The sequence below is a fragment of the Gordonia neofelifaecis NRRL B-59395 genome (assembly GCF_000192435.1).
GTDB lineage: Bacteria > Actinomycetota > Actinomycetes > Mycobacteriales > Mycobacteriaceae > Gordonia > Gordonia neofelifaecis.
Window position 1 is genome coordinate 43436 of the sequence record NZ_AEUD01000003.1, and the last position, 22992, is coordinate 66427.

The 22992-nt window shown below is 68.7% G+C and carries 23 protein-coding genes; 21 read left to right on the plus strand and 2 right to left on the minus strand.

The annotated features are described in order from the left end of the window. The first annotated feature begins 12 nt into the window (after window positions 1–12). The 6 genes from SCNU_RS04305 to aroB all read left to right on the plus strand — a co-directional run bounded on the left by SCNU_RS04305 (window position 13) and on the right by aroB (window position 6042). On the plus strand, window positions 13–1821 hold the full coding sequence (locus SCNU_RS04305) for an endolytic transglycosylase MltG (protein WP_009678134.1): 1809 nt from the start codon (window positions 13–15) through the stop codon (window positions 1819–1821). After that, complete coding sequence (locus SCNU_RS04310; RefSeq protein WP_009678135.1) at window positions 1812–2657, plus strand: shikimate dehydrogenase; 846 nt, start codon at window positions 1812–1814, stop codon at window positions 2655–2657. Before SCNU_RS04305 ends, SCNU_RS04310 begins: the two co-directional genes overlap by 10 nt. A gap of 72 nt (window positions 2658–2729) precedes the next feature. Further along, on the plus strand, window positions 2730–3131 hold the full coding sequence (locus tag SCNU_RS04315; RefSeq protein WP_009678136.1) for an A24 family peptidase: 402 nt from the start codon (window positions 2730–2732) through the stop codon (window positions 3129–3131). A 40-nt stretch (window positions 3132–3171) separates the two neighbouring features. Beyond that, the gene (aroC, locus tag SCNU_RS04320; RefSeq protein WP_040517625.1) at window positions 3172–4386 is read left to right on the plus strand and encodes a chorismate synthase; all 1215 of its coding nucleotides are present in this window, start codon (window positions 3172–3174) and stop codon (window positions 4384–4386) included. Next, complete coding sequence (locus SCNU_RS04325) at window positions 4383–4910, plus strand: shikimate kinase (protein WP_009678138.1); 528 nt, start codon at window positions 4383–4385, stop codon at window positions 4908–4910. Before aroC ends, SCNU_RS04325 begins: the two co-directional genes overlap by 4 nt. A gap of 22 nt (window positions 4911–4932) precedes the next feature. Then, window positions 4933–6042 (plus strand): 3-dehydroquinate synthase, encoded by a 1110-nt coding sequence (gene aroB, locus SCNU_RS04330; protein ID WP_009678139.1) that lies wholly within the window; start codon window positions 4933–4935, stop codon window positions 6040–6042. A 91-nt stretch (window positions 6043–6133) separates the two neighbouring features. Here aroB and SCNU_RS04335 read toward each other — a convergent pair whose 3' ends face one another. Next, the gene (locus SCNU_RS04335; RefSeq protein ID WP_009678140.1) at window positions 6134–6625 is read right to left on the minus strand and encodes a B-4DMT family transporter; all 492 of its coding nucleotides are present in this window, start codon (window positions 6623–6625) and stop codon (window positions 6134–6136) included. Between the two features lie 24 nt (window positions 6626–6649). Between SCNU_RS04335 and SCNU_RS04340 the strand changes: the two genes are divergently transcribed. The 10 genes from SCNU_RS04340 (at window position 6650) to pyrF (ending at window position 17786) form a co-directional block, all read left to right on the plus strand. Further along, window positions 6650–7813 carry a M24 family metallopeptidase gene (locus tag SCNU_RS04340; protein ID WP_009678141.1) on the plus strand — a complete coding sequence of 388 codons (1164 nt, stop codon included), beginning with the start codon at window positions 6650–6652 and terminating at the stop codon, window positions 7811–7813. Between the two features lie 21 nt (window positions 7814–7834). Next, entirely contained in the window at window positions 7835–8401 is a 567-nt protein-coding gene (efp, locus tag SCNU_RS04345; protein WP_009678142.1) for an elongation factor P, read from the plus strand. A gap of 19 nt (window positions 8402–8420) precedes the next feature. Next, window positions 8421–8870: a transcription antitermination factor NusB gene (nusB, locus tag SCNU_RS04350; protein WP_009678143.1), complete on the plus strand. Its 450-nt coding sequence runs from the start codon at window positions 8421–8423 to the stop codon at window positions 8868–8870. Between the two features lie 84 nt (window positions 8871–8954). Then, window positions 8955–9518, plus strand: coding sequence for a bifunctional pyr operon transcriptional regulator/uracil phosphoribosyltransferase PyrR (gene pyrR / locus SCNU_RS04355; RefSeq protein ID WP_040517627.1), 564 nt, complete (start codon window positions 8955–8957; stop codon window positions 9516–9518). Next, a complete protein-coding gene (locus SCNU_RS04360) occupies window positions 9515–10510 on the plus strand; it encodes an aspartate carbamoyltransferase catalytic subunit (protein WP_009678145.1) in 996 nt (331 codons plus the stop codon). Before pyrR ends, SCNU_RS04360 begins: the two co-directional genes overlap by 4 nt. Further along, entirely contained in the window at window positions 10510–11847 is a 1338-nt protein-coding gene (locus SCNU_RS04365) for a dihydroorotase (protein ID WP_009678146.1), read from the plus strand. Before SCNU_RS04360 ends, SCNU_RS04365 begins: the two co-directional genes overlap by 1 nt. After that, window positions 11844–12422 (plus strand): PH-like domain-containing protein, encoded by a 579-nt coding sequence (locus SCNU_RS04370; protein ID WP_009678147.1) that lies wholly within the window; start codon window positions 11844–11846, stop codon window positions 12420–12422. The genes SCNU_RS04365 and SCNU_RS04370 overlap by 4 nt, the downstream gene beginning before the upstream one ends. Further along, window positions 12422–13615, plus strand: coding sequence for a glutamine-hydrolyzing carbamoyl-phosphate synthase small subunit (gene carA / locus SCNU_RS04375; RefSeq protein ID WP_009678148.1), 1194 nt, complete (start codon window positions 12422–12424; stop codon window positions 13613–13615). Before SCNU_RS04370 ends, carA begins: the two co-directional genes overlap by 1 nt. Continuing rightward, the gene (carB, locus tag SCNU_RS04380; RefSeq protein WP_009678149.1) at window positions 13615–16965 is read left to right on the plus strand and encodes a carbamoyl-phosphate synthase large subunit; all 3351 of its coding nucleotides are present in this window, start codon (window positions 13615–13617) and stop codon (window positions 16963–16965) included. Before carA ends, carB begins: the two co-directional genes overlap by 1 nt. Further along, complete coding sequence (pyrF, locus tag SCNU_RS04385) at window positions 16962–17786, plus strand: orotidine-5'-phosphate decarboxylase (protein ID WP_009678150.1); 825 nt, start codon at window positions 16962–16964, stop codon at window positions 17784–17786. The genes carB and pyrF overlap by 4 nt, the downstream gene beginning before the upstream one ends. A gap of 4 nt (window positions 17787–17790) precedes the next feature. Here the strand turns inward: pyrF and SCNU_RS04390 are convergent, their stop codons facing one another. Further along, window positions 17791–18855 (minus strand): alpha/beta fold hydrolase, encoded by a 1065-nt coding sequence (locus tag SCNU_RS04390; RefSeq protein ID WP_009678151.1) that lies wholly within the window; start codon window positions 18853–18855, stop codon window positions 17791–17793. A gap of 248 nt (window positions 18856–19103) precedes the next feature. Between SCNU_RS04390 and mihF the strand changes: the two genes are divergently transcribed. From mihF to metK, 5 genes are read left to right on the plus strand one after another with little or no spacing between them, the layout of a single operon-like run. Then, complete coding sequence (mihF, locus tag SCNU_RS04395; protein WP_006894812.1) at window positions 19104–19418, plus strand: integration host factor, actinobacterial type; 315 nt, start codon at window positions 19104–19106, stop codon at window positions 19416–19418. Between the two features lie 2 nt (window positions 19419–19420). Further along, window positions 19421–20041 (plus strand): guanylate kinase, encoded by a 621-nt coding sequence (gene gmk, locus SCNU_RS04400; RefSeq protein ID WP_009678153.1) that lies wholly within the window; start codon window positions 19421–19423, stop codon window positions 20039–20041. Beyond that, window positions 20042–20341: a DNA-directed RNA polymerase subunit omega gene (gene rpoZ, locus SCNU_RS04405; RefSeq protein WP_009678154.1), complete on the plus strand. Its 300-nt coding sequence runs from the start codon at window positions 20042–20044 to the stop codon at window positions 20339–20341. A gap of 9 nt (window positions 20342–20350) precedes the next feature. Continuing rightward, window positions 20351–21667, plus strand: coding sequence for a bifunctional phosphopantothenoylcysteine decarboxylase/phosphopantothenate--cysteine ligase CoaBC (coaBC, locus tag SCNU_RS04410; protein WP_009678155.1), 1317 nt, complete (start codon window positions 20351–20353; stop codon window positions 21665–21667). Continuing rightward, window positions 21664–22878, plus strand: a complete 1215-nt coding sequence (metK, locus tag SCNU_RS04415) for a methionine adenosyltransferase (RefSeq protein WP_009678156.1) — start codon at window positions 21664–21666, stop codon at window positions 22876–22878. Before coaBC ends, metK begins: the two co-directional genes overlap by 4 nt. The last annotated feature ends 114 nt before the right edge of the window (window positions 22879–22992 follow it).

Consider the following 22992-nt stretch of genomic DNA (forward strand, 5'->3'; position numbering starts at 1 on the left):
GGATTCTCTCAAGTGTCTGACCACGACGACCCGCGCAGTGACGGACCCGGCGGACGACAGCCGTCCGACGGCGACCGGCGCAGGTACTTCGCGGAGTCGATGGGTTCCGGTCAGTCGGGGAACCGGCATCGACGCCGGCGCGCACCCGGCGATCCGACGACGACAGGGAGCATTCCGATCGTCCGGGTCGGTGATTCGCTGCCGGACCCAACCATCGAGTACCGGACACCAGAACCGCCGGCCGGTGAGCCGTCTCCGTATTTTCAGGTGCAGTACCGGCCGACGGAGGTCGAGGGCCTGAGCTTCACCGAGCCCCGGACCTCGCCGCGGTCCTACGATCCGCCGACCATCGTGAATCCGCCCGCGCGGCATCTTCAGGAGCCGCCGCCTCCGCCGCCGCAGTCGGAGCCGACCGGACTCTTCGACATCCTCGACGCGACGCACGACGAGCCGGTCGCGCAGGCTCCGACGTGGACCGAGCATGCGGGGGAGACGACCGGGGCGCACGCTCGGTACGAGGCGCCCGCGCCCGCGTACGAGACGCCCGCCTATGAGCCGGCCGGCCGCGCCGATCCGGTGTATGTGCCCGCGGCCGGTGCTGCGCCCGAGATCGACGTCGAGGACCACCCCGCCGTCGACTATTCGCCGATCGACGACGACATCGCCGATCGCCCGATGCCCGCGCGTAAGCGCAACCGCAAGGTCATCGTCAGCATCGTCGCGATCCTGCTGGTGCTGATCCTGGTGTTGGCGGGCTTCGCGCTGAAGGCGCTCGGCGTCTTCGATTCGAGTACCGACTACAGCAGCACCACCGGCCACGGTTCCGCGTTGGTCGAGGTGCAGAGTGACGCGACCGTTCGGGACATCGGTGACACCCTCACCGATGCGGGCGTCGTCGGCAGCCGGAAGGCCTTCGTCAACGCCACGGGCAACGACACGGTCGCCGCGGGCTTCTACAACCTGCCGAAGGGGATCTCGGCGCAGGCCGCCGTCGAGAAGATGCAGGGCAGCAGCAATCGCGTCGGATTCATGGTCGTTCCCGAGGGGCTGCAGCTCGACACCAAGGAGGGCGTCGACGGCAAGACGACGCCCGGCATCTTCCAGCGCATCTCCGATGCGACGACGGTGAAGACCGACGACCGCACGTACGGCGTGAGCGTCGAGGACCTGGTGAAGGCCGCCTCGACGGCCAGCGCGAGCGAACTCGGGATCCCGTCGTGGGCACTGGAGGCGTTCAATCGGCTCGGCCAGGATCACCGCCGCATCGAAGGACTCATCGCGTCGGGCGCGTGGGAGGACCTCGATCCGCGGATGAACGCCGTCGAACTGCTGCGCACGCTGATCACGAACTCGGACAAGCGCTTCACCGCATGGGGCCTGGAGTCGGACAACAACACCGGATTGACGCCGTATCAGACGCTGGTCACGGCGTCGATCGTCGAACGTGAGGCCCGCAAGGACGAGGACTTCCCGAAGGTCTCCCGCGTGATCCTGAACCGGCTCAAGGCCGATCAGCGCCTGGAGATGGACTCGACCGCGAACTACACGGCGAGGGTCACGAACATCGACGTCTTCGGTGACGCGTACAAGGACGAGAACGCCTGGAACACCTACCAGCACGATGGCCTGCCGATCACCCCGATCGGCGCGGTCGGCGAGCGGGCGCTGCACGCGACGATGAATCCCGCGCAGGGTGACTGGCTGTACTTCGTGACCGTCGACAAGGACGGCACGACGCTGTTCGCCAAGACCTTCGACCAGCATAAGAAGAACCGTCAGGTGGCCTGCGACAACAAGCTGCTGACCACCGGATGCGCATGACGGACGGCGCGGCGCGGGGGATCGGTCCGCGCAAGGCCGCGGTCCTGGGATCGCCGGTGACGCATTCGAAGTCACCCGCCGTGCATCGAGCCGCGTATGCCGCGCTCGGGCTGGACGGCTGGACGTACGACGCGATCGACACCGGCGCCGACGAGTTGGCCGCGCGGGTGGGTGGTTCGGGCCCGGAGTGGGTCGGGTTCTCGGTGACGATGCCCGGTAAGCTCGCCGCCCTCGCGTTCGCCGATGAGCGCACGCGCCGAGCGGAGCTCATCGGTTCGGCGAACACCCTGGTGCGGACCGCCGACGGCTGGCGCGCCGACTGCACGGACGTGGACGGCATGACCGGAGCGCTGGCCGCCGCCGGAGTGCCCGCCACCGCGGCACGCGCGGTGGTGATCGGGGCGGGTGGCACGGCCCTGCCGACGGTCGCGGCGCTCGCCGAGGCGGGCGTCGACGAGGTGTCGGTGGTCGCGCGCAGCGCGGAGCGGGCCGCCGGCGTCCTCGAACTCGCCGAGAAGCTGGGGATGTCGGCCCGGGTGATCGGGTTCGACGCGGACGCGGTGCTGCGGTCGGCCTGTGCGGAGGCTGATGTGACCGTCTCGACGGTTCCCGCGCCGGCCGCGGAATCGCTGATCCCCGCGGTGATCGGCACCGGGCGACTGGTCGACGTCATCTACGACCCGTGGCCCACTCCGCTCGCCGCAGCGGTCTCGGCGGCGGGCGGCACGGTGGTCGGCGGACTCGTGATGCTGCTGAACCAGGCGTACAGCCAGGTGGAGCAGTTCACCGGCCGCCAGGCGCCGAAGGCGGCGATGGCCGCGGCGGTCGGCCTGTAGTCACGCGGGCCACGCCTGCGCCTGTGGACGGCGCTCTGGTCTCCGGGTGCGTCGTCGGGGGACGCTCGCTGCATGCAATGGCTCCCGTTCATGCCGTGGCCGGCCGTCTCCTGGCTGGCGATCGTGGCCGTCGTCGATGCGCGCACCGGCCGGATCCCGAATACGCTCGTGATCCCGGCGGTCGTGCCGGCGGCGGGTGCGGCGCTCGCCGACACGCGAGTCGTCCTCGCCGTCGTGACCGCCACGGCTCCGTATCTGATCGCGTTCCTCGCGCGGAACTGCGGTGGCGGCGACGTCAAGCTTGCGGCGCCCTGCGGTGCGCTCGTGTCCGATCCGGCGTCGGCCGCGTTCCTGGTGGCCGCAGCGGCGGTGGCGTCGTTGGTCGCGTGCGCCGTCGCACGACGGCGGACGCTGCCGCACGGTCCGGCGCTGGCGGCCGCGACGGCCCTGATGACGGTGCTGAGGTACGGCTGATGCCGCGACGAGGTCCTGACTGTGCCATCGCTTCGCGCTTCTGGAAGAATTGCTCATTGTGTTGCGCTGGATAACTGCCGGAGAATCCCATGGCCCGGCCCTGGTGGCCCTTGTCGAGGGCATGGTCGCCGGAGTGGAGATCACCTCGTCCGATATCGCCGAGCAGTTGGCTCGTCGTCGACTGGGCTACGGCCGCGGTGCCCGAATGAAGTTCGAGGCCGACCAGGTGACCATGGTCGGCGGCGTCCGCCACGGACTCACCATGGGCGGCCCTGTGGCCGTGGAGATCGGGAACACCGAGTGGCCCAAGTGGGAGCAGGTCATGTCGGCCGATCCCGTCGACGCCGACGAGCTCGAGGGCAGTGCGCGCAATGCGGCGCTGACCCGTCCCCGTCCGGGCCACGCCGACTACTCGGGCATGCTCAAGTACGGCTTCGACGACGCCCGTCCGGTCCTGGAGCGGGCGAGCGCCCGCGAGACCGCTGCGCGCGTCACCGCGGGTACCGTGGCCCGCAACTTCCTGCGCCAGGTGTTCGGCATCGAGATCGTCTCGCACGTCATCTCGATCGGCGCGAGTGAGCCGTACACCGGTCCCACCCCCGCCTACCGCGATCTCGAGGCGATCGACGCCAGCCCGGTGCGTGCATTCGGCAAGGATGCCGAGCAGTCGATGATCGACGAGATCGAGGCCGCCAAGCGTGACGGCGACACCCTCGGCGGAGTCGTCGAGGTCATCGCCACCGGCGTCCCGATCGGGCTGGGCTCCCATGTGAGCGGTGAGTCGCGTCTCGACGCCCGACTCGCCGGCGCGCTGATGGGCATTCAGGCCATCAAGGGCGTCGAGGTCGGCGACGGCTTCGAAACGGCCCGCCGACGCGGCAGCGAGGCCCACGACGAGATGGTGCCGGGCGCGGACGGCGTGCTGCGTTCCACGAATCGTGCGGGCGGCCTGGAGGGCGGCATGACCAACGGTGAGAGCATCCGCGTGCGCGCCGCCATGAAGCCGATCTCCACGGTGCCGCGCGCCCTGTCGACCATCGACATGTCGACCGGCGAACCCGCCACCGCGATCCATCAGCGCAGCGACGTGTGCGCGGTCCCGGCCGCCGGGGTCGTGGCCGAGGCGATGGTGGCGCTCGTGCTCGCTCAGGCGGCGCTGGAGAAGTTCGGCGGCGACTCGGCCGCCGAGACCGCGGCGAACCTTCGCGGCTACCTCGACTCGATCGAGGCACGGCCGCCGCGACCGCAGCCGTGACCGCTCGGTCGGTCGTCCTCGTCGGGCCGATGGGCTCGGGCAAGTCGACCGTGGGCCGCGCCCTCGCGGAGGCGATCGGCGCGACGTTCATCGACACTGACGCCGAGATCGAGAGGCGTTGCGGCAAAACAATTCCGGAGATCTTCGCTACCGACGGGGAGACGGAGTTCCGGCGCGTGGAGGCGACCGTCGTCGCCGATGTGCTCGCGGGCGGCGGCGTGGTGTCGCTGGGCGGGGGAGCGGTGATGACCGAGGCCGTCCGGGCCGCGGTGAGCGGCCACGACGTGGTGTACCTGCAGATCTCCGCGGCAGCGGGTTTCGCGCGAGTCGCCGGGAGCGACCGGCCGCTACTCGCCGACGCCGATCCGGCTGCCCGGTACGCCGAACTGCTGGCTCGGCGTGAGCCGACGTATCGCGCGGTGGCGACCGTGGTGGTGGATGCCGATCGTGATCCGGCGACCGTCGTCGAGGACGTCCGGGTCGGCCTGCGAGACGGCCGCGAACCACGCAGTAAGAACCACTGAACAGGCAGAGGAGTGATCAGGGTTGACTGAACCGGTGAAGGTGGCGGTCCGAGCCGCCAGCCCCTACGAGGTGACGATCGGGCGCGGACTGCTGTCCGACGTCGCCGAGGCGGCCCAGGGCGCCGACCGCATCACCATCATCTACCAGCCGACGCTGAAGGCGACGGCCGAGCAGATCCGCGAGTACCTCGCCGAACGCGGGTTCGACGCGCATCGCGTCGAGATCCCGGACGCCGAAGAGGGCAAGGACCTGTCGGTCGCCTCGTTCTGCTGGGAGGTGTTCGGGCGCATCGGCATGATGCGGAACGACAAGGTGATCAGCCTCGGCGGTGGCGCGGCGACCGACCTCGCCGGATTCGCCGCGGCCACTTGGATGCGGGGCGTCGGGGTGATCCACGTTCCGACCACGCTGCTGGCGATGGTCGACGCCGCCGTCGGCGGCAAGACGGGGATCAACACCGACGCGGGAAAGAACCTGGTCGGCTCGTTCCATGAGCCCGACGCCGTGCTGATCGATCTCGCCACCCTGGAGACCGTGCCGCACAACGAGGTCGTCGCGGGCCTCGCGGAGGTCATCAAGACCGGGTTCATCGCCGATCCGGTGATCCTCGACATGATCGAGGCCGATCCCGCAGCAGCGCTCGACCCCAAGGGCGCAGTGCTGCCGGAGCTGATCCGTCGATCGGTCCAGGTCAAGGCGGATGTCGTGTCGGCGGACCTGAAGGAGTCGTCGCTGCGCGAGATCCTCAACTACGGTCACACCCTCGGACACGCGATCGAGCGCCGGGAGCGCTACAAGTGGCGTCACGGAGCGGCGATCTCGGTGGGCATGGTGTTCGCGGCGGAACTCGGCCGGCTCGCCGGTCGCCTCGACGACGAGACCGCGGACCGGCATCGACGGATCCTCGAACTCGTCGGCCTGCCGACGACCTACGACGAGGACGCGCTCGGCGAACTCCTCAAGACGATGGCCGGCGACAAGAAGAACCGTTCGGGCATGCTCCGCTTCGTGGTGCTCGACGGACTCGCGAAGCCGGGCCGCCTCGAGGCACCGGATCCGTCGCTGATCGCCGCCGCCTATTCGGCGGTCGCCTCGGGCGGCAAGCCCGGGGGCGCCCCGATCATGCTGTAGCCGAACCCTGCTGTACCCGAACGCCGGACACACGAATCGGGCCGGGAACCTGTGCGGTTCCCGGCCCGAGCCGTGTCAGTGGTTCGTGCAGTCAGGCGGTGGCCTGGAGCTGTTCGGTCTGCGCCTCGGCGGCCTCTTCTGCGGCGAGTTCGGCCTTACGCTGGTCGCGGCGGACGAAGAATCGTCCCAGGCTCACGCCGAAGAAGGCGGGCAGGTACACGATCAGCGTGATGAACGAGACGCCCGCGGTCATCTCGATCCAGAAGGACGCCTGACCGATGCCGTTGAGCCACAGGGTGCCGAGGATCCAGCAGACCAGGCAGGAGACGACCGCCGCGACCAGACCGGCCTTCAGCCAGCGCATCGTGAGATCCTCGTAGTCGTCGGGATCGGGGTGCGCGCGAGCGTCCCGGATTCCGTCGAAACCACCCCAGATCACGGCGACCAGGATCACCGCGATGATGGCCAGCCACCGGCCGAGCGGTGAGGACAGAGGTGCAGTGATGACGACGACACCGAGAATGATTCGGGCGGCGATGTGCACAATCGACATCACGGCGCCACGCAGAAGCCACGAACTCATGGGAGCACCATACCGGGGAGGAACATGTTCAACAACGCTGACATGCAGGAAGCGCGCGACGACGCGCAGGCCACGGCGGTGAACGCCGCCCGCCGTGCACGCGTGTCCACTGCGCTCGGAGCACGCACAGACACCGGCGGTGCAGACGCGATTCTGGTATCGAACCTGGTGAACGTGCGTTATCTAACAGGATTCACCGGAAGTAACGGAGCCGTCATCGTCTGGGCGGACGCCGACGACCGTCACGCCGACAGGATCTCGACCGACGGCAGATACGTGTCGCAGGTCGCTGCGCAGTCGCCGGACCTGGCCGCCGAGATCGCTCGCGACTGCCCGAAGGCGCTACTGGAGTACGCCCTGACCCGACGGCCCGGACTGCGCGTGGCGATCGAAGGCGATGCGATGTCCGTCTCGGAGTTCGCAGACCTGAAGCGGGTGGCCGAGGCGGGCGGCGCGGAGCTGGTTCCGGTGCGCGCCGTCGTCGAACGACTGCGCGAGGTGAAGGACCCGGCGGAAGTGGAGTTCATCACGTCGGCGTGCCGGATCGGCGACGACGCGCTCGCCGCCCTCATCGGGCGCGGGGCGATCGCGGCGGGCCGGACCGAACGCCAGGTCGCGCGCGATCTGGAGTGGGAGATGTTCGCGCTCGGCGCGGATGCGATCGCGTTCGAGACGATCGTCGCCGCCGGAGCGAACTCGGCGATCCCGCACCACCGGCCGACCGACGACGTGCTGCAGGCAGGTGACCTGGTCAAGATCGATTTCGGGGCGGTGTCCCGCGGGTATCATTCCGATATGACGCGCACGTTCGTGCTCGGCGAGCCACAGGACTGGCAGCGGGAGATCTACGAGATCGTCGCCTCGGCCCAGCGAGCCGGACGCGACGCGTCAGCCCCGGGCGCGGACCTGGCTTCGATCGACGCCGCGGCCCGCGACGTGATCGTGGCAGCCGGGTACGGCGACTATTACGTGCACGGCCTGGGGCACGGCGTGGGTCTGGAGATCCACGAAGGTCCGGGAATCGGAGCCGCGGCGAGCGGTACACTGCCTGTCGGCGCAACGGTCACCGTCGAGCCCGGAATCTATCTGCCCGGGCGAGGCGGTGTGCGGATCGAAGACACCCTGGTGGTCGCCGATGCCGGACCGCGATTGCTGACGACTACACCGAGGACGCTCCGCGTCCTGTGACATTCCGAGGAGACAACACATATGGCGTCGACCGCCGACTTCAAGAACGGCCTCGTCCTCAAGATGGACGGCGACCAGCTCTGGCAGATCCAGGAGTTCCAGCACGTCAAGCCGGGCAAGGGCCCCGCCTTCGTGCGCACCAAGATCAAGAACGTCCTCTCGGGCAAGATCGTCGACAAGACCTTCAACGCCGGCGTCAAGGTGGAGACCGCGACCGTCGACCGTCGTGACATGACCTACCTGTACAAGGACGGGTCCGACTTCGTCTTCATGGACGGCGAGACCTACGACCAGATCAACATCACGCCGGAGACCATCGGCGACGGCGCCCGCTTCCTCCTGGAGAACATGACCGTCCAGGTCGCCACCCACGAGGGAGCCCCGCTGTTCGTCGAGCTCCCGGTCACCGTCGAGCTGGTGGTCCAGCACACCGATCCGGGTCTGCAGGGCGACCGTTCGACCGGTGGCAGCAAGCCCGCGACGCTGGAGACCGGCGCCGAGGTCCAGGTCCCGCTGTTCATCAACACCGGCGACAAGCTGAAGATCGATTCGCGCGACGGCAATTACCTCGGTCGCGTCAACAGCTGACCGGAAAGCCAAGCATCACGTGAAGAAGCCCGGTACTCGCCACAAGGCGCGCAAGCGCGCGGTGGATCTGCTGTTCGAGGCGGAAGCCAAGAACGTCAAGGCCACCCAGCTGATCGCCGAACGGCGTGAGATCTACCCCAGCGACGACAGCGTCGGCACGATGTACGACTACACCGTGCGCGTCGTCGAAGGGGTCACTGTGGACGCCTCACAGGTGGACGCCGTGATCGAGTCGCATCTCGAGAACTGGAAGCTGCATCGGCTCCCGGCGGTCGACCGCGCCATCCTGCGGTTGGCCGTCTGGGAACTGCTGTACGCGAACGACGTCGACATCGACGTCGTCCTCGACGAGGCCGTCGAGCTCGCGAAGGAGCTCTCGACGGACGACTCGCCGTCGTTCGTCAACGGCGTCCTCGGCAAGGTCGCCGAACTCGCCCCGCAGGTTCGGGCGGCCGCTTCGGCGGAGTAGACTGCTTCACCGAGCGCAAGCTCCACTCGCGACAAGAGAATTTCCTTTAACGACCCGTCCAGTGAGGCGGAGAAGGAGGTCGACTTGGCTCCGCCGGTCGATGGTGCGCGCCCAGAGCGCGTATTGCTGGACGCTTCAGACGTCGGGCGCACCGTAGCGCGCATGGCGCATCAGGTCATCGAGAAGACCGCGCTGGACGCACCCGGTGCGCAGCGGGTCCTCCTCATCGGCATTCCCACCCGCGGCACCTCGCTCGCCGTGCGGCTGGCAGAGCGGATCGCCGAGTTCTCCGGAGTCCAGGTGCCGACCGGGTACCTCGACATCACGCTCTACCGCGACGACCTCCGCGACAAGCCGCACCGACCGCTCGAGCGCACGCTCGTCCCCGAGGGCGGCGTCGACGGCGCGCTGGTGATCCTTGTCGACGACGTCCTCTTCTCCGGCCGGACGGTGCGCGCGGCCCTCGACGCGCTGCGCGACCTCGGCCGCCCGTCCTCGGTACAGCTCGCGGTGCTCGTCGACCGCGGTCACCGCGAGCTGCCGCTGCGCGCGGACTACGTCGGCAAGAACGTGCCGACCTCGCGCGACGAGGACGTCGAGGTCCACCTGAACGAACACGACGGTGTCGACGAGGTGGTGCTGCGATGAAGCACCTGCTCTCCACCGCTGACCTGTCGCACGACGACGCGATCGACATCCTCGACGAGGCGCAGCGCTTCGAGCAGGCGCTCGCCGGCCGCGAGGTCCGCAAGCTGCCGACGCTGCGCGGCCGGACGGTCATGACGGTCTTCTACGAGAACTCGACACGTACCCGCGTCTCCTTCGAGGTGGCCGGGAAGTGGATGAGTGCGGACGTGATCAACGTCAGCGCCTCGAGTTCCTCGGTCAACAAGGGCGAATCGCTGCGGGACACCGCGAAGACCCTGCGCGCCGCCGGCGCCGACGCGCTGATCGTCCGGCACCCGGCATCGGGCGCGGCCGCCCAGATCGCTCGCTGGACCAACGACGGCACCGACATCACCGGACTGCCGACCACGGGTCCGTCCGTGATCAACGCCGGCGACGGCACGCACGAGCACCCGACACAGGCGCTGCTCGACGCGTACACCCTGCGCCAGCGTCTCGGCTCGCTGAACGGCCGGCGCATCGGCATCGTCGGCGACATCCTGCACTCGCGCGTCGCACGGTCGAATGCGCTGCTCCTCGCCACCCTCGGCGCCGAGGTCGTCCTCATCGCGCCGCCCACGCTGCTGCCGACCGGCGTCGAGACCTGGCCGGTCCGGGTGTCGACCAGCCTGGACGCCGAACTGCCCGCGCTCGACGCGGTGATGATGCTGCGAGTCCAGGCCGAGCGCATGAACGGCGGATTCTTCCCGAGCTCGCGTGAGTACTCGGTCCGCTACGGACTCAACAGCGCCCGGATGGCACTGCTCGGCGACGACGCCGTGGTGCTGCACCCCGGACCGATGCTGCGCGGCATGGAGATCGGCTTCGACGTCGCCGATCGATCCGAGGCCGCGGTGCTCGAGCAGGTCCGCAACGGCGTCCACGTCCGGATGGCCGTGCTGTTCCGGCTGCTGGCCGGCGCCGACGAGACCTTTCAATCGACAGCCAACATCCAGACTGGAGGAGAGCAGTAGTGGCCGCCACCGGTTCGGTGCTCATCAAGAACGTCCGTCCCTACGGTGAAGGCGAGCCCGTCGACGTCGCCGTCACCGCCGGAGTGATCACCGAGATCGGCCACGACCTCGCCGCGCCCGACGGCGCCGAGGTCGTCGAAGGCGGCGGCAACATCCTGCTCCCGGGTTTCGTCGACCTGCACACGCATCTGCGTGAGCCGGGCCGAGAAGACACCGAGACCGTCGAGTCGGGATCGCGGGCCGCCGCGCGCGGCGGCTACACCGCGGTCTTCGCGATGGCGAACACCGCACCCGTCGCCGACAATGCGACCATCACCGACCACGTGTGGCGGCTCGGCCGGGAGGTCGGCCTCGTCGACGTGCATCCGGTGGGTGCGGTGACGGTCGGGCTCGCGGGCGAGCAGCTCGCCGAGATGGGCATGATGGCCGACGGCGCCGCCAAGGTGAAGCTCTTCAGCGACGACGGCAAGTGCGTCCACGATCCGGTCATCATGAAGCGCGCGCTCGAGTACTCGAAGGGACTCGGCGTGCTCATCTCCCAGCACTCCGAGGACCCCCGGCTCACCGTCGGTTCCGTCGCGCACGACGGTCCGACCGCCGCGCGGCTCGGCCTGGCGGGCTGGCCGCGCGCGGCCGAGGAGTCGATCGTCGCCCGGGACGCACTCCTGGCCCGTGACGCGGGCGCTCGTGTCCACATCGCGCACGCGTCCACGGCCGGCACCGTCGAACTGCTTCGGTGGGCCCGCACGCAGGGCATCGAGGTGACGGCCGAAGTGACGCCGCATCACCTGCTGCTCGACGACTCGCGGCTGGAGACCTACGACGGCGTCAACCGGGTCAACCCGCCGCTGCGCGAGGAGAGCGACAAGCTGGCGCTGCGCGCCGCGCTCGCCGAGGGCGTCATCGACTGCGTCGCGACCGACCACGCCCCGCACGCCTCGCAGGAGAAGTGCTGCGAGTTCTCGCAGGCCCGTCCCGGCATGCTCGGGCTGGAGACCGCATTGTCGATCGTCGTGGAGACGATGGTGAACGCCGACCTGCTCGACTGGCGCGGCGTCGCCCGCGTGATGAGCGAACGACCCGCGCAGATCGTCGGTCTCGACGACCAGGGGCGTCCGATCGAGGTCGGCGAACCGGCGAACCTGACGATCGTCGACCCGGAGCAGGCGTGGACAGTCAAGGGGGAGGAGCTCGCCAGCCGATCGGACAACACGCCGTACGACTCGATGACGCTGCCCGGCACGGTGCTGACGACGCTCCTGCGCGGCCGGGTCACGGCTCAGCGCGACGGGCTGTCGAACGTCACGCCCAATGGCGGCGCGGGTGAGTGGCTGTGAACAACGTGCTGTACTACGTCGTGATCACGCTGATCGCGCTGGCCGTGTGGTTGACACTGGTCGCGTTGGTCGTCCGCGGATGGCGCAACCGCGGGCGCAGGCAGTCGGAGATCGTCGGCGAGCTGCCGGTCGCCCCCGCCGTCCTCGGTGAGCGCCTCCGCGGCCCGCACACCGGGCTGTACCTCGGCAGCACCCTCGCGCCCAGCTGGCAGAACCGCGTCGCCGTCGGCGACTTCGGCGACCGCGCGAGCGCGCAGTTGTCGGCGTACCCGGACGGTCTGCTGATCGAGCGGTCGGGGGCGTCGCAGATCTGGATCCCCGAGGAGTCGATCGTCGCGGTCCGCACCGAGCGCGGGCTCGCGGGTAAAGCGATGAGCCGCGACGGCGTCCTGGTGATCCGATGGACGCTGCCGACCGGCACCCAGGTGGATTCGGGCCTGCGCGCCGACGACAAGTCGATCTACCCGGAGTGGGTCGAGGCCTACGACGAGATCACCGAACAGGCCTTCCGCGAGCTCGAAGCCGCGGATGAACTTCAATCCCGCACCAAGAAGACGAAGAAGAGAGACAAGTGATGAGCAGAGCGGTACTGGTGCTGGAGAACGGACAGGTATTCACCGGCCAGTCATTCGGAGCCACCGGACAGACCTTCGGCGAGGCGGTGTTCTGCACCGCGATGACCGGCTATCAGGAGGCCCTGACCGATCCGAGCTACCACCGGCAGATCCTGGTCGCGACGGCACCGCAGATCGGCAACACCGGCTGGAACACCGAGGACAGCGAGAGCCTGCTCGGCAAGCGGTCCGCCGTCCGGTGGTCCGCCGACTTCATCGACCACAAGGACCCGGGTCAGATCTGGGTCTCGGGCTACGCGGTCCGCAACCCGACACGTCGCGTCTCCAACTGGCGAGCGGGCTCCTCGCTCGAGGACGAGATGATCGGCCAGCACATCGTCGGCATCGCGGGCATCGACACCCGCGCCGTGGTCCGCGTCCTTCGTGACAGCGGCGCGATGCGCGCGGGCATCTTCTCCGGCGACGCCGTCGGCACCGTCGACGACATGGTCGAGACCGTGCGGTCGCAGCCGTCGATGGCGGGTGCGGACCTCTCCGCCGAGGTCAGCACCACCGAGCCGTATGTGGTCGAGGCCGCGGGCGGAGAGGCCCGGTTCAAGGTCGCAGCGCTCGATCTCGGCATCAAGGCGAACACCCCGCGCATGCTCGCGGCCCGCGGTGTCGAGGTCCACGTGCTTCCGAGCACCGCGACCTACGACGACATCCGCGCGATCGGCGCCGACGGCTTCTTCCTCTCGAACGGCCCCGGCGACCCGATCACCACCGACCGCGTCGTCGGACTGACCAGCGAGATCATCGACTCGGGTCTGCCGACGTTCGGCATCTGCTTCGGCAACCAGATCATGGGCCGCGCCTTCGGTCGCAGCACCTACAAGCTGAAGTTCGGCCACCGCGGCATCAACATCCCGGTGCTCGACACCGCCACCGGCCGCGTCGCGATCACCGCGCAGAATCACGGATTCGCCCTCGAAGGCGAGGCGGGCGAGGAGTTCGACACCGACCTCGGTCGCGCTCGCGTCTCGCACGTCTGCGCCAACGACGGCGTCGTCGAGGGTGTGGAACTGATGTCCGGCAAGGCGTTCTCGGTCCAGTACCACCCGGAAGCCGCGTCGGGACCGCACGACGCCGCCAACCTCTTCGACAAGTTCGTCCATGTCATGGAAACCTCCGCAATGGAAGGAAGCCGCTCGTAATGCCGCGCCGTACAGACCTCTCCCACGTTCTGGTGATCGGGTCCGGCCCGATCGTCATCGGCCAGGCCTGCGAGTTCGACTACTCGGGCACCCAGGCATGCCGCGTCCTCAAGGCCGAAGGCCTGCGGGTCTCGCTGGTCAACTCGAACCCGGCCACGATCATGACCGACCCGGAGTTCGCCGACGCCACCTACGTCGAGCCGATCACGCCGCAGTACATCGAGAAGGTCATCCAGACCGAGGCCGCCGCGGGCCATCCGATCGACGCCGTCCTCGCGACGCTCGGCGGACAGACCGCACTCAACGCGGCCGTCGGCCTGCACGATCAGGGGATCCTCGCCAAGTACGACATCGAGCTGATCGGCGCGGACTTCGACGCCATTCAGCGCGGCGAGGACCGTCAGATGTTCAAGGACATCGTCACCAAGGTCGGCGGTGAGAGCGCGCGGTCGCGTGTGTGCCACACGATGGACGAGGTCCATGCGACGGTCGCCGAACTCGGCTACCCGGTGGTCGTGCGGCCGTCGTTCACCATGGGCGGACTCGGCTCCGGCATGGCCTACGACGAGGCCGACCTCGACCGCATCGCAGGAGGCGGTCTGGCCGCCTCGCCCACCGCGAACGTCCTGATCGAGGAGTCCATCCTCGGCTGGAAGGAGTTCGAGCTGGAGCTGATGCGCGACAACAAGGACAACGTCGTCGTCATCTGCTCCATCGAGAACGTCGATCCGGTCGGTGTGCACACCGGCGACTCGATCACCGTCGCCCCGGCCATGACGCTGACCGACCGCGAGTACCAGATCATGCGCGACCTCTCCATCGCCATTCTCCGCGAGGTCGGCGTCGACACCGGCGGATGCAACATCCAGTTCGCGCAGGATCCGCGCGACGGCAGGCTCGTCGTCATCGAGATGAACCCGCGGGTGTCGCGGTCGTCGGCCCTCGCATCCAAGGCCACCGGATACCCGATCGCGAAGATGGCCGCCAAGCTGGCGATCGGCTACTCGCTCGACGAGATCACCAACGACATCACCAAGGAGACGCCCGCCGCGTTCGAGCCGGCCCTCGACTACGTGGTCGTCAAGGCACCGCGCTTCGCGTTCGAGAAGTTCCCGGGAGCCGACGACACCCTCACCACCACCATGAAGTCGGTCGGTGAGGCGATGAGCCTGGGCCGCAGCTATGCCGAGGCGTTCGGCAAGGTGATGCGCTCGCTCGAGAACAAGTCCGCTGGGTTCTGGACCGAGGCCGACCGGCCGGATCCGTCCGAGATCGACGTCGACGCCCTGCTCGCGGACGTCGCCGTCGCCCGCGACGGCCGCATGTACAAGCTGATGCTGCTGCTCGAGGCGGGTGTGAGCATCGAGAAGCTGTACGAGGTCACCTCCATCGACCCGTGGTTCCTCGCCGAGTTGGACGGCATCCGGCAGGTGGGCCACGAGGTGCGCGACGCGAGCACCCTCGACGAGTTCACCCTCCGCGTGGCCAAGAGCAACGGACTCTCGGACCGGCAGATCGCGGCTCTGCGCAAGGCCGGCGGTGACGCCGACCTCGCGGACGAGGACGCGGTCCGTGCCTTCCGCACCGGGCTGGGTGTGCGACCGGTGTACAAGACCGTCGACACCTGCGCGGCGGAGTTCGAGGCCAAGACGCCCTACCACTACAGCTCCTACGAGTTGGACCCCGCGGCGACGAGTGAGATCGCGCCGCAGACGGACCGCCCCAAGGTGCTGATCCTGGGGTCGGGCCCGAACCGCATCGGTCAGGGCATCGAGTTCGACTACTCGTGCGTGCACGCCGCGCTGACGCTGTCGGAGGCGGGTTACGAGACCGTGATGGTCAACTGCAACCCGGAGACCGTCTCGACCGACTACGACACCGCCGACCGCCTCTACTTCGAACCGCTGACCTTCGAGGACGTCCTCGAGGTCTATCACGCGGAGTCGGAGTCGGGCACCGTCGCGGGTGTCATCGTCCAGCTCGGCGGACAGACGCCGCTCGGCCTCGCCGCGCGGCTCGAAGCCGCGGGTGTGCCGATCGTCGGCACCAGCCCGGCCGCGATCGACCTCGCGGAGGACCGCGGTGAGTTCGGCGAGGTCCTGGTCAAGGCCGACCTGCCCGCACCGCAGTTCGGTACCGCGACCACTTTCGAGGGTGCGCGGGACATCGCGTCGAGCATCGGTTACCCGGTGCTGGTCCGGCCGTCGTACGTCCTCGGCGGTCGCGGCATGCAGATCGTGTACGACGAACAGGGACTCGCCGACTACATCGCCAACGCCACTGAGATCTCCGACGACCGCCCGGTGCTCGTCGACCGATTCCTCGAGGGTGCGGTGGAGATCGACGTCGACGCCCTGTGCGACGGCGACGAAGTCTACATCGGCGGCATCATGGAGCACATCGAGGAGGCAGGCATCCACTCCGGCGACTCGGCGTGCGCGCTGCCGCCGATCACGCTCGGCCCCGATGTGATCGAGCGCGTCCGCGTGTCGACGACGGCGCTGGCCAAGGGTCTGGGCGTTCGCGGCCTGATGAACGTGCAGTACGCCCTCGCGAACGACGTCCTCTATGTGCTCGAGGCCAACCCCCGAGCCAGCCGGACGGTGCCGTTCGTGTCGAAGGCGACGTCGGTCCCGCTGGCGAAGGCGTGCGCCCGGGTGATGCTGGGCATGTCGATCGCGGAACTCCGCACCCAGGGCATCCTGCCGACGGAGGGCGACGGATCGACCGTGTCGGCCGCCGCACCGATCGCGGTCAAGGAAGCCGTGCTGCCCTTCAATCGGTTCCGCCGTGAGGACGGCACCGGCGTCGACTCGCTGCTCAGCCCGGAGATGAAGTCCACCGGCGAGGTGATGGGTCTGGACGACGACTTCGGTCGCGCGTTCGCCAAATCGCAGGAGGCCGCCGGGGGAGCGCTGCCGATGTCGGGCACGGTCTTCGTGTCGGTCGCCGATCGCGACAAGGCGTCGATCATCTCGCCGATGAAACGTCTCGCCGACCTCGGATTCACCGTTCTGGCCACCGGTGGAACGGCAGATGTGCTGCGGCGCAACGGTATCGCTGTCGAGACCGTGCGTAAGTACTTCGAAGCGGCAGAAGGCGAGCGGACCGTCATCGACGCCATCCGCGAGCGCGAGGTGGACCTCATCATCAACACCCCGTTCGGCACGGCGGGCCCGCGTGTGGACGGTTACGAGATCCGTGCCGCGGCGATCGCGGCGACGGTGCCGTTCATCACCACGGTGCAGGGCGCCGGTGCGGCGGTGCAGGGCATCGAGGCGACGCTGAACGCCAAGATGGGCGTCCGTTCACTACAGCGCAGGCACGCCGAGCTGCAGGCAGCGAAATGACGGACGGCGGCTTCGCGTCCCGCTATCGGGCGGTCGTGGCGGAGCGGGGACGCCTGTGCGCGGGCATCGACCCGCACGCCGCGCTGCTCGAGCAGTGGGGACTGCCGGTGAACGTCGACGGCCTGCGCGCCTTCGCGGACGCCTGCGTCGCGGGTCTCGGCCCGACCGCCGCCGTCATCAAGCCCCAGGTCGCGTTCTTCGAGGTCTTCGGGTCGGCGGGCTTCGCGGTCCTCGAAGACGTGATCGCGGGCTGCCGGGACGCGGGTGCGCTGGTGCTCGCGGATGCCAAGCGCGGCGACATCGGCTCCACGATGGCCGCATACACCGGGGCCTGGCTCGACGACGCCTCGCCGCTGTGCTCGGACGCGGTGACCGTGTCGCCGTACCTCGGCTTCGGATCGCTCGACCCGGCGGTGACGAAGGCGAGGTCCACCTCGCGGGGCGTCTTCGTGCTCGCCCGGACGTCGAACCCCGAGGGCGGATCCGTGCAGACAGCCGACGCGGGTGGTCGTACCGTGGGTCAGTCGATCGTCGACGCCGCCGCCGCGGTGAACGCGGACGGTTCGGGAACGGTGGGCGTCGTGGTCGGAGCGACGCGTGAGCACGGCCTGGACCTGAGCCGGCTGGCCGGTCCGGTGCTCTCCCCGGGGCTGGGTGCCCAGGGCGCGACCGCCGCCGACCTGGCCCGCATCTTCGACGGTTCGGACCTGTCGTGGCTGCTTCCGGCCGCGAGCCGGAGCATCTTGACGTCCGGTCCGGACGCCGCGGCGCTGGCTGCGGCGGTCGCCGCGACACGTGACGAGATCGAGGCCGCGCTGTAGCCGCCTAGGCCCCGATCTTGTCTCGGAAGGCCGCGATCGCCGGCCAGGTCTGTTCTTCGGCGACCGCACCGGTCAGCAGACCCAGGTGGCTGGTCTCCACCGTGTGGAACTCCGTGTGCACCGATTCGGTGAAGAGATCGAGCCCGTGCTCGGCGGCGGCATGACTGACGATCGCATCACGATGCGATCCGACCATGAAGATCGGTGCGGTGATCGCCGTCAGGTCGACGTCGATTCCGTCGAAATGGAGCGTGCCGCGGGCGATCTCGTCGCGCAGCACCAGATTGACGAGCATCTGCTCGCTGACCTTGCCGGGGTATCCGGGCATCGAGTTCTGGAAGCGGTCGATCACCTGCATCCGGATCAGTGCCTCGGTGTCCTTGAGATTGTCGAGGATGTACTTCGGCTTGCGCAGTTCACGGTCCCACGCCGTCGCGCGGTAGGCGATCTGAACAGCGATCGACGGGATGCCGCCCATGGCGCGCAGCAGATAGGTGACCGGACGTCCCTGCGTCGGCGACAGCAGGGTCCGCACCAACGGATACGGTTCCACCTTCTTGTAGTCGAGCGGCGTGCCGACGGTGATGACCGAACGGATCGGGAGATCTCGATGGGCGCCCGCCGTCATCAGCGACAGGGTTCCGCCCAGGCTCCAGCCCATCAGATCGACGGCGTCCGGCGCCGAGCGGAAGTCGTCGATCACCTCGGCGACGGCGCGCGGTACGAACGTGTCGAAGTAGTCTTCGAAGCCGAGACGGCGATCGGCGTACGAGACGTCGCCGAAGTCCACCACGTACGGGATCGTGCCGGTGCTGAGCAGGAACTCCACCACGGAGTTGCCGGGCTGCGCGTCGGGGGCGAGGTCGTAGCAGTGCGCGGGCACCGCCAGCGGCGGCACCAGGAGAACCGGCACCTGCCGGGAGTCCCGAGCGGCCTGCAACTGCTCCGCGGAGCCGTAGCGCACCAGCTTGGCGTGCGGTCTCTCGGAGAGGACGACGCTCTCGCTCGCCGTCGTCGGTGCGAGGCCGTCGGTGAGGACGCGCGCAAGGGTGCGGAGGTCACTGAGCATGCAGGGCACGGTACCTTGTTCGCGTCCCCTCGAGAGACACCGAGTGCGGGCGCGCCCGGAGTGGTTCGTGGGAAACGGACGCGAACCGGGTACCGTTTGTGCTGGTCCGCTTGCATGGGACACGGCACCGACCGATAGGCTGGAGCCGATTCGCACGTAGGGGCATGCTCCCCGAAGCGGAAACACGAGATGTTCGTATAGCGTCGCGTGGACAAACCGAACTGTAGATAACGAAAGACGGAGGAACCGTGGCTCTTCCCCAGTTGACTGATGAGCAGCGCGCTGCAGCGCTCGAGAAGGCTGCTGCCGCTCGCCGTGTGCGCGCGGAGCTCAAGAACCGCCTGAAGAGCGGCGGCACCAACCTGCAGCAGGTCCTGGCTGACGCCGAGAACGACGAGATCCTCGGCAAGATGAAGGTCTCGGCACTGCTCGAGGCGCTGCCGAAGGTCGGCAAGGTCAAGGCGCAGGAGATCATGACCGAGCTGGAGATCGCTCCGACTCGCCGAGTCCGCGGTCTGGGTGACCGTCAGCGCAAGGCTCTGCTCGAGAAGTTCAGCTCCTGAGCGTGACTCGGGAACAGACCCGACGGAGGGGCCGACTGGTTGTACTGGTCGGCCCCTCGGCTGTCGGGAAGTCGACCGTCGTCGCGCGGCTGCGCGAACTGGTCCCGGACCTGTGGTTCAGCGTGTCGGCGACGACTCGTGAGCCGCGGCCGGGCGAAGTCGACGGGCACGACTATCACTTCGTCAGCCGCGAGAAGTTCGACTCCATGATCGAGCGGGCCGAACTGCTCGAATGGGCTGACATCCACGGCGGGCTGCAGCGTTCCGGGACGCCCGCGGCGCCGGTGCGTGCGGCGCTGGACGCCGGATCGCCAGTGCTGCTGGAGGTCGACCTGGTCGGATCGCGGAATGTCCGCGAGGCGATGCCGGAGGCCGTGTCGGTCTTTCTGGCCCCGCCGAGCTGGGACGTTCTGGTCGAGCGACTGACCGGCCGCGGCACCGAATCCAGGGAGGCGATCGACCGTCGACTGGAGACCGCGCGGACCGAGATGGCGGCCCGTGACGAGTTCGAACACGTCGTCGTGAACGACGATGTCGACGCAGCCGCCCAACAATTGGTAAACTTGCTGGTCGGGCCGCCGTTGAATGAGCAGGCCCAGGCCAAGACTTCGCAGGAGCATTGAGTGAGCACTCAGACCGAGACCGAATCGACCGTCGTTGTGGACGAGGCCGTCTACGACACCCCGCTGGGTATCACCAATCCGCCCATCGACGAACTGCTTGAGCGCACGTCGTCGAAGTACGCGCTGGTGATCTATGCGGCCAAGCGTGCGCGGCAGATCAACGACTATTACAACCAGCTCGCCGAGGGCATCCTCGAGTACGTCGGCCCGCTGGTGGAGCCCGGCGTTCAGGAGAAGCCGCTCTCCATCGCGATGCGCGAGATCCACTCCGACCTGCTCGAGCACACCGAGGGCGAGTAGGCCCCACCGGTGTCCAAAGCGCACATCCTGATCGGTGTGGGCGGCGGCATCGCCGCGTACAAGGTGTGTTCGGTCATCCGGCACTACACCGAGGTGGGGCACGATGTCCGCGTCATGCCGACCAGATCGGCCCTCAATTTCGTCGGGGCCGCGACCTTCGAAGCGCTGTCCGGGAATCCGGTCAGCACCGAGGTCTTCGACGACGTCGACCAAGTGGCCCACGTCGCGCTGGGCCGGCAGGCCGATCTGGTGATCGTGGCTCCGGCCACGGCAGATCTGATGGCGCGCGCGGTGGCCGGACGCGCCGACGATCTGCTGACCGCGTCGCTGCTGACAGTCAGCTGCCCGGTACTCTTCGTGCCCGCGATGCACACCGAGATGTGGGAGCATCCGGCGACCGTCGCCAACGTGGCGACCCTGCGCGAGCGCGGCGTCACCGTGATGACTCCGGCCACCGGCCGCCTGACCGGGACCGACAGCGGCGCCGGCCGGATGCCCGAACCCACCGAGATCGCGGCGCTGGGCGACCTGCTCCTCGACCGTCCCGACGCCTTGCCGTACGACCTGGCTGGCGTTCGGGTGCTGATCAGCGCGGGCGGCACTCGCGAAGCCCTCGATCCGGTGCGGTACCTGGGCAACCACAGTTCCGGAAAGCAGGGCTACGCGCTGGCGCGCGCGGCGGCACAGCGCGGCGCACGGGTCACCCTGGTCTCCGGTGCGACGTCGGACCCCGGGACCCCGGCGTCGGTCGAGATCGTCGACGTCGACTCGGCGCGCCAGATGCAGGCCGAGATGGCGGAGCGGGCGAAGTCATCAGACGTCGTGATCATGGCGGCCGCCGTCGCCGACTTCCGGCCGTTGTCGGTGTCGGGTGCCAAGATCAAGAAGGGCGACGAGGGTCCGGCGCCGATCCGACTCGACACCAACCCCGACATCCTGGCCGGTCTGGTCCAGGACCGTGCCGCCGGTCGCATTCCGAGCGACACCGTCATCGTCGGATTCGCCGCAGAGACCGGCGACGCCGACGGCGGGGTACTCGACCACGGTCGTGCCAAGCTGCGGCGCAAGGGCTGCGACCTGCTGGTCGTCAACGCGGTCGGCGGAGGCAAGGCGTTCGGCACCGAGGACAACACCGGATGGGTCCTGACCGCCGACGGGCGCGAGACCGGCCTGCCTTTCGGCTCAAAAACATTGATGGCGAGCAGAATCCTTGACGAAGTCGCTTCTCTCGTGCCAGATGGACTGGTGCCTCGCGCGTCGTCGGAGAACGACGCCGACGCGGCAGCAGCCGATAATCACCATGACAACCCCGAGAGGAACCGATGAGCGCCTCAGCATCCCGTCTATTCACGAGCGAATCCGTCACGGAGGGACATCCCGACAAGATCTGTGACGCGATCAGCGACTCGATCCTCGACGCGATGCTGGCCGCCGACCCTCACGCGAAGGTCGCCGTGGAGACTCTCGTCACCACCGGACAGGTCCATGTCGCAGGTGAGGTCAACACCACCGCCTACGTCGACATCCCGACGATCGTGCGCGAGCGGATCCTGGAGATCGGCTACGACTCGTCGACCAAGGGCTTCGACGGCGCCTCCTGCGGCGTCAACGTGGCGATCGGCGCGCAGTCGCCGGAGATCGCGCAGGGGCTGACCGCTTCGCACGAGAAGCGCACCGGTACCCACGACGACGAGATCGACCAGCAGGGCGCGGGCGACCAGGGCCTGATGTTCGGCTACGCCACGGCGGAGACCCCCGAACTGATGCCGCTGCCGATCGCGTTGGCGCACCGCCTGTCCCGTCGCCTCACCGAGGTCCGCAAGAACGGGACCCTCCCGTACCTGCGCCCGGACGGCAAGACCCAGGTCACCATCGAGTACGCGGGCGACACGCCGGTTCGGCTCGATACCGTGGTCGTCTCCACCCAGCACGCCGCTGACATCGACATCGACGGCATGCTCGCCCCCGACATCCGCAAGCACGTGCTGGAGCCGGTGTTCGCCGAACTGGATCTGCCGGTGAAGCTCGACACCTCCAACCCCCGCCTGCTGGTGAACCCGACCGGCAGCTTCGTGCTCGGCGGGCCGATGGGCGACGCCGGCCTGACCGGCCGCAAGATCATCGTCGACACCTACGGCGGCATGGCTCGCCACGGCGGCGGTGCCTTCTCCGGCAAGGACCCGTCGAAGGTCGACCGCAGTGCCGCGTACGCGATGCGCTGGGTCGCGAAGAACGCTGTCGCGGCCGGACTGGCCTCGCGCATCGAGGTCCAGGTCGCCTACGCGATCGGCAAGGCCGCACCGGTCGGTCTCTTCGTCGAGACCTTCGGTACGGAGAAGGTGGATCCGGGCACCATCCAGAAGGCGATCTCCTCGGTGTTCGATCTGCGTCCGGGCGCGATCATCCGCGATCTGGAACTGCTTCAGCCGATCTACGCGCCGACCGCCGCGTACGGCCACTTCGGCCGCACCGACGTCGACCTTCCGTGGGAGCGCACCGACCGCGTCGACGCGCTGCGCGAGGCCGCCGGACTGTAGGGTCGGCTCCGCCGCCCGCCGCATCCGCTCCTCGCCCCTGCATCCGCTCCCGTCCGGTGGTGCGCGGATGCAGGTTCGAGGAGCGGATGCGGGCGACGGGAGCGGTCGCAGGAT